The following is a 12,172-nucleotide window of genomic DNA, read 5'->3' as shown; positions in this document are numbered from 1 at the left end:
GCAGTGCTGCCAACTGTGGGAGGGGGCTTGCTCCCGATGGCATCGACGCGTGTGAACTGATGGTCCGAGGTGCCTGCATCGCGAGCAAGCCCGCTCCCACAAAAGCGCGGCGGCTCGCCGGCACCAAATAACCAAAAAGCTACACACCCAACTCGATGGTCAGCTCAATTCCAGCCAGATCGGCGCATGGTCAGACGGCTTCTCCAAACCGCGCAAATCGTAATCCACGCCCGCGTCCTTGACCCTCGGCAGCAAGCCGTTGGACGCCAGGATCACGTCAATCCGCAGCCCGCGCTTGGGCTCGTCCTCAAAACCACGGCTGCGGTAGTCGAACCAACTGAAGCGGTCGCTCACCTGCGGGTTGAGGTGGCGGAAGCTGTCCACCAGGCCCCAGTTTTTCAGGCGCGCCATCCACTCGCGTTCTTCCGGCAAAAAACTGCACTTGCCGGTTTTCAGCCAGCGCTTGGCGTTGTCGGCGCCGATGCCGATGTCGATGTCTTCCGGCGAAATATTCACGTCGCCCATCACCACCAACGGTTGGTCATTGCTGAACTGGCTTTCCAGCAATTGCTGCAAATCTTCGTAAAAGCGTTGCTTGGCCGGGAACTTGGTGGGGTGGTCGCGGCTTTCGCCTTGAGGGAAATAGCCGTTCATCACCGTCACCGGGTTACCGTGCTCATCGGCGAAGGTGCCCCAGATAAAGCGGCGCTGGGCGTCTTCTGCATCGCTGGCAAAACCTTTGTGCACGCTCAGCGCTTCTCTGCGCGAAAGCATGGCCACGCCGTAGTGGCCTTTTTGCCCGTGGTAATACACGTGATAACCCAGCGCTTGCACGTCGGCCAACGGGAACTGGTCATCGTGAACCTTGGTTTCCTGCAGGCCGATCACGTCCGGTTGATGTTTTTCAATCAGCGCCGCCAGCTGATGGGGGCGGGCGCGCAGCCCGTTGATATTGAAGGAGACGATTTTCATGGTCGGCAGTCCAGTCTGGCAAAACGTCGATGCTAGCCGACAAGTCAAACGGGGGCCAGCATGGCGGCAGACGGGATGCACTGCTAATGTCTGGGAACGACTTGCGCCGTACAAGTTCGTACCCATGAGAACGCCATCTTTTGAGTGGCGCCCAAAGAGATTGATTGTATGCCTGAGACTTCGACTGCCGTTGCCGAAATTCGCCTGCTTAACAGCGGCTATTCCCGCGAGGCGCGCTCACTGCTGTACCAGGCCTACCGGCATGATCCGACCTTCGCCTACCTCTTTGAAGCCGAACACCCGGGTTACGAGCAACGCGTACGCGCTACCGTGCGCGAACTGGTCAAGCAGCACTTTTTTCAAAAACTGCCCGCCATCGGCTTGTTCGTCAATGATCGCCTGATCGGCATCGCTTTAATCGCGCCACCGCAGCGTCGCCTGGGCATTACCGAGAGTTGGGCCTGGCAAATCCGCATGTGGCTGAGCACCGGCGTACGCGGCACGCGGCGTTATCTGGACTACCACCACGCGGTGCTGGCATGCGTGCCTGACGCGTCGGTGCACAGGCTGCCGCTGTTGGGTATTCATCCGCAATTTCAGGGCGAACACTATGGCGAGCAGCTACTCACCGCCGTGCACAATTGGTGCGCCGAAGACCCGCACTCATCCGGTGTAGTGCTCGATACCGGTAATTCACGCTACCTGGACTTCTGCAAACGCCAGGGCTATGAGGAAATCGGCGAAGTTGCTGTAGGACCTATCCTGGAGCATGTGTTTTTCCATCCCAATCCTCAGGTATTACCGGCTGCAAAAGCTTAGCGCTGAATTTTTCAGAATTGTCTGAGTTCTAAGTTTCTCTCCAGCTCGTGTAGCATTCGCGCCTATGAAGTTTCCAGGAAGATTTACCAGCGGCTTGATTCTGCTGTTCACAAGCTGCGGCGCATTGGCGCAAAGCGAATTGGACGTGCGCATCAAGCCTTCAAACGACGCGTTGAAAGCCAACATTGAAGGCTATATCGGCGGGGTAGGCGATCGCGATGAAGAAGCCCTGCTGCGCTTCAGCCGTGGCGCCGAAGAGCAGGCGCGCAAGGCGGCGCAGGCCTTGGGTTTCTATCAGCCGCAAATCGCCAGTGAGGTCAAGGGCGGCAAGAACCCGCGCCTGATCCTGACCATCGATCCCGGCGAGCCGGTGCATTTGCGCAACGTGACCATTCGGGTCGACGGCCAGGCCGCGAGCCTCAAGGCTTTTCGCCTGCCTGCCAGCGACGACCTTGTCTCCGGCGCCGTGCTCAACCATGGCCGTTACGAAGACGCCAAGCGTCTGATTCAGAACCAGGCCTCGCGTTACGGCTTTTTCAATGGGCGCTTTACCCGCCAGAAGCTTTCAGTTGACCCGCAAGCCGGCGTTGCCGACATCGAACTTGTTTACGACAGCGGCGCACGCTACACCATGGGCAAGGTCAGCTTTACCGGCGACACGCCGTTTGACGAAGACCTGCTGCAACGCATGGTGCCGTTCAAAAGTGGCACGCCCTACGATTCCGAATTGATCGCCGAACTCAATCAAAACCTGCAAACCAGCGGCTTTTTCGAGGGCGTACGCGTAGACGCCGCCCCCGCCGCTGCGGCCAACGATGTGATTCCGGTGGCCGTGCAACTCGAAACCCGCAAGCCACGCACCATGGGCCTGGGCCTCGGTTATTCGACCGACGTTGGCCCGCGCGGCAAAGCCAACTGGACCCGCCACTGGGTCAACCCACAAGGCCACAGTTATGGCTGGGAAGCCGAACTCTCGGCGCCGCGACAGAACGTTGGCCTGTGGTACGACGTGCCGCTGGACCCACCGCTCACCGATAAACTGCGCTTCGCCGGCGGCTACCAGAATGAAGAAATCGCCAATACTGACGCGCTGAGTAAATTGCTCACTCTCGGGCCGGAATGGCACAGCAAATTGCCCAGCGGTTGGACGCGGGTGATCTCGCTCAAATACCAGCGCGAAGAGTATCGGCTGGGCAATGACTCAGGCCTGAGTAACCTGGTGATGCCGGGGATCAATTATTCCTACCTGCGCAGTGACAACCGCATCGACCCGCACAATGGCTATCGCCTGATGTTCGACGCCAAGGTCGCCAAGGAAGGCCTCGGCTCCGACACCAACCTGATTTACGGCACGGCCACTATCAAGGGCTTGACCACGTTGTGGGATAACCACCGTTTTCTGGGCCGTGCACAGTTCGGCGGCAGCGCCACCAATGGTTACCAGTCCGTGCCGCCGTCACTGCGCTTCTTTGCCGGTGGTGACCAAAGTGTGCGCGGTTACGAGTATCAGACCCTGTCGCCAGAGAACGACCGCGGTGACCGCATCGGTGGGCGTTACATGGTTGCGCTGAGCGCCGAGTACCAATATTCAATCGCCGAAAAATGGCGCATCGCGACGTTTATCGACCAGGGTAACTCCTTCAATAACCTTGACATGCCCAGCCTTAAAACCGGTGTCGGCGTCGGTGTACGCTGGGTCTCCCCGGTGGGGCCGATTCGCCTCGACCTGGCGCATGCGCTGGAAGATCCGGGCGGTATTCGTTTGCACTTTTCGATGGGGCCTGAGCTGTGATACGTGGTTTGAAAATAGCCGGGCTGGCCATCGCGGCTGTGCTCGCCGTGCTGCTATTGGTGCTGTGGGCCGTGCTGGGTACGCAGGGCGGCAGCCGCTGGGCCTTGGGCCAAGTGCCGGGGTTGAGCGTGGAGAATTTCCAGGGCCATTTGGGTGGCCGGTGGAGCGCCGATCATCTGCTGTGGCAGCAAGGCAGCAGCCGGGTTGAGCTGAATGCGCCAACGCTTGAATGGTCGCCGGCGTGCCTGCTGCGCATGACCGTGTGCATCAAACAGTTGGATGTGGAACAGGTCACCCTGCAATTTCCACCGAGCACCGAAGAAAGCAGCGGGCCGTTGAAACTGCCGGACCTTAAGCTGCCGGTGGCGATCCAGTTAGGCGACGTTCGCGTCGGTAGCCTGCTGTTTAATGGCAGCGAACAACTCAAGGGCTTGCAACTGGCGGCGCACTGGACGGCTGCGGGTATGCAGATCGACTCGGTGCACCTGCAACGCGACGATTTGGTGCTGGACCTCACTGGCTTGCTGCAACCGAGCGGCGATTGGCCGTTGACGGCGACCGGCAACCTGAGCCTGCCATACGCTCCCGGCGGCGCGCCCTGGAACGTCGCCCTCAAGGTCGACGGCGACCTGCTCAACACCCTCAAACTCGACGCCGACAGCAGCGGCTACTTGCCCGCCAAGCTCAGCGGCGAGCTGCAACCGCTGGTAGAAAACCTACCCGCGCAATTGCACATCACCGCCGATGGCTTCAAGCCCAGCGCCGATCTACCCGACACCCTGCAACTCAACCAGTTGGACCTCACCGCCAAGGGCGACTTGAGCAATGGCTATCAACTGTTGGGCAAGGCCGTGTTACCCGCCGAAAAAGGCCCGGTAGAGTTGCTATTGCAAGGCAAGGTCGACGCCAAGGGCGCGCAGATCGCAGGCCTGGACCTGAATGCCGGCGACAACCAGCGCCTCACACTCAGCGCGCAACTGGACTGGCAGCAAGGCTTCAGTGCCGACGCCAAAATCGATTGGCTGGATTTCCCCTGGCATCGCCTCTATCCATTAATTGACGAGCCGCAAGTCGCGTTGCGCACCTTTAACGGTGAGGTTTCCTACAAAGACGGCAACTACCTCGGCAACCTCAACGCCCACCTCGACGGCCCGGCCGGCACGTTCACGGTGGTCACGCCGTTCAGCGGCGACCTCAAACAAATCTTCCTGCCTGAGCTGAAACTGACCGCTGGCCAAGGCAAGGCCGAAGGCCATTTGAACCTGCAATTTGCCGACGGCATTGCCTGGGACACCGCCTTGGACCTCTCGGCGCTGAACCCGGCGTACTGGGTCGGCGAATTGCCGGGCACCCTCGCTGGCCCGCTGCGCAGCAAGGGCGAGTTCAAAAATCAACAGCTCACGCTGAATGCCGACCTCGACCTCAAGGGCCGCTTGCGCGGGCAAACTGCCGTGCTGGCGGCCAAAGCCGAAGGCGCGGGCGAGCAATGGACCCTGGGCAACCTGGATATTCGCTTGGGCGACAACCGCATCTACGGCAGTGGCAGCTTGCAGCAACGCCTGGCCGGGAAGATCGACATCAAGCTGGCGCGGCTGGCTCAGTTGTGGCCGCAACTGCGCGGGCAAATCAATGGACGGGTCGATGTGGCCGGTACGTTGAAGGCGCCGCAAGGCACACTCAGCCTCAAAGGTCAGCAACTGGCGTTTGCCGACAACCAGTTGCAAAACCTCAGCCTCGACGCCGCGCTCGACAATGCCCAGCGCGCGAAGATCGACCTGAAAGGCAGCGGTATCCAGGCCGGCGATACCCAACTGGGTACCTTGACCGCCAACGCTCAAGGCGACATCAAGCGTCAGCAAGTGCAGCTAAACCTGGCTGGCCCGCTGGTCAAACTGGCGCTGGGCGCCGATGGCAACCTCGACCAAGGCAACTGGCGCGGGCGTCTGGCCAGTGGTGATGTGCAAGCCGGTGGCCAGAACTGGAAGCTGCAGGCTCCGGCGAAAATTGAACGGCTGGCTGACGGCAAACTGACCTTTGCCGCGCACTGCTGGGTCGCAGGCACCGCCAGCTTGTGTGGTGAGGACCAGCGGCTGATGCCCGAGCCGAAGTTGCGTTACCACCTCAAGCAATTCCCCATCGACAGCTTGGCGGCATGGTTGCCCAAAGACTTCGCGTGGCAAGGCAAACTCAACGCCGACGTGCAGCTCGACCTGCCCGACAGCGGCCCTAAAGGCGTGGTCTCGGTGGATGCTGGCGGCGGTACCTTACGCGTCAAAGACAAGGACCAGTGGCTGGATTTCCCCTACGACACGTTGAAGCTGGAAGCCACCCTGAACCCCAAACGCATCGACACCCTGCTTAATTTTCGCGGCGGCAAGCTCGGCGAATTGCGCGTGCAGGCGCAGATCAACCCGCTGCCGAAAGACAAGCCGATCAGCGGCGATTTCAGCCTCAACGGCCTCGACCTCGCCGTCGCGCGGCCATTTGTGCCGATGGTCGAAAAGCTCAACGGCAGGCTCAACGGCAGCGGTCGCATCTCCGGTGGCTTGCTGGCGCCGCAGGTCAACGGCAGCGTGAACCTGGTCGGCGGCGAGGTCTCCGGGCCTGAATTGCCGATGAGTCTGGAAGGCTTGAATGTGCAGGCCTTGATCGCCGGTGAAAGCGTGCAATTGAACGGCGCCTGGCACAGTGGCAAAGCCGGGCAGGGCAGCCTCAAGGGGCAGATCGACTGGGGCCAGGCACTGGTCGTGGATTTGAGCCTGCAAGGCTCGCAACTGCCGGTCACGGTAGAGCCGTATGCCGTGCTGGAAGTGGCGCCCGACCTGAAAATCAGCCTGAAGAACGACAAATTGGCGATTGCCGGCAAGGTCCAGATCCCGCGCGGTGACATCACCGTGCGCGAACTGCCGCCGTCGACGGTCAAGGTCTCGGATGACACGGTGATCGTCGGCAGCCAGACCGAAGAGGGCAAGCCGCCGATGGCCATGGCCATGGATATCGACGTGGTGGTGGGCGAAGACACCCTCAACTTCGCAGGCTTCGGCCTGACCGCCAAAGTGCAGGGCCATGTGCACATCGGCGACAACCTCGACACCCGTGGCGAGCTGTGGCTCAACGACGGGCGTTATCGCGCCTACGGCCAGCGCCTGGATGTGCGCCGTGCGCGGCTGCTGTTTGCCGGCCCGCTCGACCAGCCTTATCTGGATATTGAAGCGGTGCGCAAAACCGACGACGTCACTGCCGGTATCCGCCTGAGCGGCAGCGCTGAACAGCCGACCACGCAGATCTTTTCGGAACCGGCCATGAGCCAGGAGCAGGCGCTGTCGTACCTGGTGCTCGGCCGTCCGCTGAGCACCAGCGGTGAAGACAACAACGTACTCGCCCAAGCGGCGTTGGGCCTTGGCCTGATGGGCAGTTCCGGGGTGACGTCGGATATTGCAGCCAAGCTGGGCCTGCGCGATTTCGACCTCGACACGCAAGGCAGCGGCACCACCACGGCGGTGGTGGCCAGCGGCAAGATTACCGACAAGCTCAGCCTGCGTTATGGGGTCGGTGTGTTTGAGCCGGCCAGCACCATCGCGTTGCGCTATCTGTTGAGCAAGAAGGTGTATCTGGAAGTGGCCAGCGGTGTGGCCAGTTCGCTGGATATTTTCTACAAACGCGATTTCTAAATAGGGACGCGGCATGTTGTGGCGAGCGGGCTTGCTCGCCACACAAGCCCGCCCCCCTATTTGACTGCCTTCCAATCCTCCCGTCGTAAAATTAGCAAGCTAGCTAATTATTTTCTTCCACATTCGCTGCCTAAGCAGTAACATCTCGTCACACATTCACTGCCTAGGCAGTAATAAGGTGGCTTTCGATGAAACACTTCACCCCTGACAGCCTTCGCAACTGTCATCTCGGGCTGCTGCTGGGCCGTGCGGCGCTGCTCAAGGACCGCATTATCGACACCCATATGGAGCCGCACGGCGTGACTGCCGCGCAGTTCAAGGTGTTGATCATCATTGCCCAGTTTGACATCAACACGCCCGCCGAGCTGTGCCGCAACTTGTCGCTGGACAGCGGTTCCATGACCCGCATGCTCGATCGCCTGGAGCAAAAGGGCCTGCTGGCGCGCAAGCGTTCCGAGCAGGATCGGCGTCAGGTACAGCTGGTACTCACAGAAGACGGCCAGCGCCTGGCCGACATGCTGCCGAACATCGGTGCCCAGTCGATGAACGAGCTGGCCGGTGCACTGGAGCCCGGCGAATTACAGACGCTGGAAGCCATCCTCACGAAAATTCTGGTAGCTGCCGGTGACGCCATCGTCATCCAGCGGGTAGGTAAACAATGAACACACGTAACCTTTGCCTGGTGCTGGTAGCCATCAGCGTTGCCGGTTGCGCCAATTTCGGCGGCCTCGATACCCAAGGCAAACGCCTCGACGCCAATACCCTGCAAACCGGTAAATCGCTCAGCGGCGTAACCCTGTCGAGTGCCGCCTGGCCGAGCGCCGACTGGTGGAAAAGCCTCGGCGACCCGCAGCTCGATGGGCTGATCCAGGAAGCATTGCAAAACAGCCCCGACATGCAAGTGGCCAGTGCCCGTGCGCATCAGGCCGAAGCCGCCGCCTATGCCGCTAATGCCGAACGCATGCCGACCCTGGACGCCAGCGGCGGCGTCAGCCGTTCGCGCTTGGCCAAGGACCAGGACCCGCGAGGGCAGGGCGATGCCTACGCGACCGTGCGTAACATCGGCGCCAGCTTCAATTACAACTTCGACCTGTGGGGTGGCCAGCGGGCCGCGTGGGAAGCTGCCTTGGGCCAGGCGCGCGCCGCCGAAGTCGATCAGCAAACCGCGCGGCTGACCTTGGCCGCCAACGTGGCCAAGGCTTACAGCGATTTGGGCGAGGCGCATATCGTGCGTGACCTGGCCAATGACGACCTTAAACGCACGCGTCAGATGCTTGACCTGAGCAAGCGCCGCCTCAGCTCCGGCATCGACAGCCAGTACCAGTACCAGCAAACCGAAAGCCTCGAAGCCAGCTCCCAGTCGCAACTGATCGACGCGGAAAAACAACTGCAAAGCGCCAAGATCGCGCTGGCGGTATTGCTCGGTAAAGGCCCCGACCGCGGCGGTGAACTGAAGCGTCCAAATGTGCTGCAGCCCAGCGCAGTTGCGGTGCCTTCGGTACTGCCCGCCGAGCTGCTGGGCCGACGCCCGGACCTTATCGCCGCGCGCTGGCGTGTCGAGGCGGCGAGCAAGAACATCGCCGCGAGCAAAACCCGCTTTTACCCCAACCTCAACCTGAGCGCGAGCGCCGGGGCCGAGTCGTTGCTGGGGGATGCAATGTTTGGTTCGGCCAGCCGTTTCTTCAGCATTGCGCCGACGATCTCGTTGCCGATTTTCGATGGCGGCCGCCTGCGCGCCGACCTTGATGCGCGCGACGCGGACTACGACTTGGCCGTGGCCCAGTACAACAAAACCCTGGTGCAAGCCTTGGGCGATATTGGTAACGGCCTGGTGCAGTTGCGCGAAACCGGTCGGCAGATCCAGGCGCAACAACATGCTGCGGACATTGCCCAGCAGTCCTACGACACCGGTGTTCAGCGTTACAGCTCTGGCATCGGCAATTACCTGGACGTGCTCAGCATTGAGCAGCAATTGCTGCAGGCCCAGCGCCAACTGGCGAGTCTGAATGCCGCGCAGATAGATCTTTCGATTCAACTCATGCAAGCCCTGGGTGGCGGATTTAACGCCGATAACGTGGCCGCGACCACGACCAGCCCCGCCACCCGCACGGAATAATTTGAGGTATTTGTAATGGCCACTGCCGACAGCAATAACGCAACAGAGCAACCTGAAGAGCAACCCAAAACAGACAGCAACCCACGCAAACGCAAAATCATGCTGATTGGCCTGGCGCTGATCGTGATGCTCGCCGCTGCCGCCGTGTGGGGCTGGTATGAGCTTTACGGGCGCTTCTACGAAAGCACCGACGATGCCTACGTGAATGGCAACGTGGTGGAAATCACCCCGCTGGTCACCGGCACCGTGGTCAGCATTGGCGCTGACGATGGCGACCTGGTCCACGAAGGCCAGGTGCTGATCAAGTTCGACCCGAATGACGCCGCCGTCGGCCTGCAAAGTGCCCAAGCCAACCTGGCTCGCACCGTGCGCCAGGTGCGCGGCTTGTACAGCAACGTCGATGGCATGAAAGCCCAGGTCAACGCCCAGAAAGCCGACGTGCAAACCGCCCAGGACAACTTCAATCGGCGTAAAACCCTGGCTCAGGGCGGCGCGATTTCCCAAGAAGAATTGTCGCATGCACGCGACAGCCTGACGGCGGCCAAGAACGCATTGACCAACCTTGAGCAACAGCTGAAAACCAGCAATGCGTTGGTCGACGACACGGTGATTTCGTCCCACCCGGATGTGCAAACCGCCGCCGCGCAATTGCGCCAGGCGTACCTCGCCAATGCGCGTAGCACCTTGATCGCGCCGGTCACCGGCTACGTGGCCAAGCGTACCGTGCAACTGGGCCAGCGTGTGCAGCCGGGTACGGCGCTGATGGCGGTGATCCCGCTGAACCAGCTGTGGATCGACGCCAACTTCAAGGAAACCCAATTGCGCGACATGCGGATCGGCCAGCCTGTGGACATCGAGTCGGATATCTACGGCAGCGACGTTAAGTTCAGCGGCACCGTCGACAGCCTTGGCGCCGGTACCGGCAGTGCCTTTGCGCTGCTGCCGGCGCAGAACGCCACGGGTAACTGGATCAAGATTGTGCAACGCGTACCGGTGCGCATCCATATCAACCCCGAAGAACTGGCCAAACACCCGCTGCGTGTGGGCTTGAGCACCTTGGTCAGCGTCGACTTGCACGACCAGAGCGGCCCGGTACTGGCGCAACAGCCGCCGCAAAAAGCCACGTTCACCACCAATGTGTATGAGCGCCAATTGGGCGAAGCCGACGCCATGATCAACCAGTTGATCCATGACAACAGCCTCGCCGCGCCCAAGGCTGCGCAACGCTAATGGACAGTAAGGCCTCTTTCACGCCGCCGAGCCTGCTGATGGCCACTATTGGCCTGTCGCTGGCGACTTTCATGCAGGTGCTCGACACCACCATCGCCAACGTGGCGTTGCCGACTATTTCCGGCAACCTCGGCGTGAGTTCGGAGCAAGGCACTTGGGTGATCACCTCATTTGCGGTGAGCAACGCCATTGCCTTGCCACTGACCGGCTGGTTGGCCCGGCGTTTTGGCGAAGTGAAGCTGTTTTTGTGGGCGACCCTGCTGTTTGTGGTGGCCTCGTTCCTCTGTGGTATTTCCACCTCGATGCCGGAGCTGATCGGTTTTCGGGTGCTGCAAGGCTTGGTCGCGGGGCCGTTGTACCCGATGAGCCAGACCTTGCTGATCGCGGTGTACCCGCCAGCGAGGCGCGGCATGGCCCTGGCGTTATTGGCGATGGTCACGGTGGTGGCGCCGATTGCCGGCCCCATCCTCGGCGGCTGGATCACCGACAGCTATAGCTGGCCGTGGATCTTCTTTATCAACGTGCCGATCGGCGTCTTCGCGGTAATGGTGGTGCGTTCGCAATTGAAGAAACGCCCCGTGGTCACCAGTTACCAGCCGATGGACTATGTCGGTCTGCTCAGCCTGATCGTCGGCGTCGGCGCCTTGCAGATCATTCTCGACAAGGGCAACGACCTGGACTGGTTCGAGTCCAACTTCATCATCATCGGCGCGGCAATCTCGGCGATTGCCCTGGCGGTGTTTGTGATCTGGGAGATGACCGATAAACACCCGGTGGTTAACCTGCGGCTATTCGCTTACCGTAACTTTCGCATCGGCACCGTGGTGCTGGTGCTGGGGTATGCGGGCTTTTTCGGTATCAACCTGATCCTGCCGCAATGGCTGCAAACGCAGATGGGTTATACCGCGACTTGGGCGGGCCTGGCGGTGGCACCGATCGGGATTCTGCCGGTGTTGATGTCGCCGTTTGTGGGCAAATATGCGCACAAGTTCGACCTGCGTCTGCTGGCGGGCCTGGCGTTCCTGGCGATTGGCTTGAGCTGCTTTATGCGGGCGGGGTTCACCAATGAAGTGGACTTCCAGCACATCGCTATGGTGCAGCTGTTCATGGCATCGGTGTGGCGCTGTTCTTTATGCCGACCCTGACCATCCTGATGTCCGACTTGCCGCCCAGCCAGATTGCCGATGGCGCAGGTCTTGCGACCTTCTTGCGTACGCTGGGCGGTAGCTTCGCGGCGTCGCTGACGACCTGGATCTGGATTCGCCGAGCGAACCAGCACCATGCGTACATGAGCGAGAACATCACCACCTATGACTCGGCGACCCGCGACGCGCTGAATGCGTTGGGCGGGGCAGGGCACACGGCGTATGCGCAACTGGACCAGATTCTCAGCAGCCAGGCGTACATGATGTCTACCGTGGATTACTTCACGTTGCTGGGGTGGATGTTTATGGGCTTGATGCTGTTGGTGTGGCTGGCGAAGCCGCCATTTGGGGCGAAGGCAGGGCCGGAAGCTTCCGGGCACTAACGGCTTTACTCGATGAGTGGTTGAAGCCGATCAAAGGCGGCTTT

At 60.8% G+C, this 12,172-nt stretch carries 7 protein-coding genes and 1 pseudogene; 7 read left to right on the top strand and 1 reads right to left on the bottom strand.

Going from position 1 to position 12,172, the window contains the following annotated elements:
* Positions 1-159: 159 nt before the first annotated feature.
* The gene (gene xthA / locus F0169_RS26865; protein WP_152748116.1) at positions 160-972 is read right to left on the bottom strand and encodes an exodeoxyribonuclease III; all 813 of its coding nucleotides are present in this window, start codon (positions 970-972) and stop codon (positions 160-162) included.
* 168 nt (positions 973-1,140) lie between these two features.
* Between xthA and F0169_RS26860 the strand changes: the two genes are divergently transcribed.
* The 7 genes and pseudogenes from F0169_RS26860 (at position 1,141) to F0169_RS26830 (ending at position 12,128) form a co-directional block, all read left to right on the top strand.
* Positions 1,141-1,791, top strand: coding sequence for an N-acetyltransferase (locus tag F0169_RS26860; RefSeq protein ID WP_058415566.1), 651 nt, complete (start codon positions 1,141-1,143; stop codon positions 1,789-1,791).
* 64 nt (positions 1,792-1,855) lie between these two features.
* The gene (locus F0169_RS26855; protein ID WP_152748115.1) at positions 1,856-3,583 is read left to right on the top strand and encodes an autotransporter assembly complex protein TamA; all 1,728 of its coding nucleotides are present in this window, start codon (positions 1,856-1,858) and stop codon (positions 3,581-3,583) included.
* Complete coding sequence (locus F0169_RS26850; RefSeq protein ID WP_172979570.1) at positions 3,580-7,254, top strand: translocation/assembly module TamB domain-containing protein; 3,675 nt, start codon at positions 3,580-3,582, stop codon at positions 7,252-7,254. The genes F0169_RS26855 and F0169_RS26850 overlap by 4 nt, the downstream gene beginning before the upstream one ends.
* Positions 7,255-7,442: 188 nt before the next feature.
* Positions 7,443-7,916 carry a MarR family winged helix-turn-helix transcriptional regulator gene (locus tag F0169_RS26845; protein ID WP_152748114.1) on the top strand — a complete coding sequence of 158 codons (474 nt, stop codon included), beginning with the start codon at positions 7,443-7,445 and terminating at the stop codon, positions 7,914-7,916.
* Complete coding sequence (locus F0169_RS26840; protein WP_152748113.1) at positions 7,913-9,370, top strand: efflux transporter outer membrane subunit; 1,458 nt, start codon at positions 7,913-7,915, stop codon at positions 9,368-9,370. Before F0169_RS26845 ends, F0169_RS26840 begins: the two co-directional genes overlap by 4 nt.
* A 15-nt stretch (positions 9,371-9,385) precedes the next feature.
* Positions 9,386-10,600: an HlyD/EmrA/EmrK family protein gene (locus tag F0169_RS26835; protein WP_152748112.1), complete on the top strand. Its 1,215-nt coding sequence runs from the start codon at positions 9,386-9,388 to the stop codon at positions 10,598-10,600.
* Positions 10,600-12,128 (top strand): annotated as a pseudogene (locus F0169_RS26830) (DHA2 family efflux MFS transporter permease subunit). The gene F0169_RS26835 and the pseudogene F0169_RS26830 overlap by 1 nt, the downstream one beginning before the upstream one ends.
* Positions 12,129-12,172 lie beyond the last annotated feature (44 nt).

Origin of the sequence: Pseudomonas kitaguniensis (genome assembly GCF_009296165.1) — a bacterium.
In the GTDB taxonomy this organism is placed as follows: Bacteria; Pseudomonadota; Gammaproteobacteria; order Pseudomonadales; family Pseudomonadaceae; genus Aquipseudomonas; species Aquipseudomonas kitaguniensis.
This window is presented reverse-complemented; position numbering and strand designations above follow the sequence as displayed.

What these genes read in the sequence shown, in the direction of transcription:
- xthA (WP_152748116.1), bottom strand. Translation starts at nt 972, where the DNA reads ATGAAAATCGTCTCCTTCAATATCAACGGGCTGCGCGCCCGCCCCCAT.
- F0169_RS26860 (WP_058415566.1), top strand. Translation starts at nt 1,141, where the DNA reads ATGCCTGAGACTTCGACTGCCGTTGCCGAAATTCGCCTGCTTAACAGC.
- F0169_RS26855 (WP_152748115.1), top strand. Translation starts at nt 1,856, where the DNA reads ATGAAGTTTCCAGGAAGATTTACCAGCGGCTTGATTCTGCTGTTCACA.
- F0169_RS26845 (WP_152748114.1), top strand. Translation starts at nt 7,443, where the DNA reads ATGAAACACTTCACCCCTGACAGCCTTCGCAACTGTCATCTCGGGCTG.
- F0169_RS26840 (WP_152748113.1), top strand. Translation starts at nt 7,913, where the DNA reads ATGAACACACGTAACCTTTGCCTGGTGCTGGTAGCCATCAGCGTTGCC.
- F0169_RS26835 (WP_152748112.1), top strand. Translation starts at nt 9,386, where the DNA reads ATGGCCACTGCCGACAGCAATAACGCAACAGAGCAACCTGAAGAGCAA.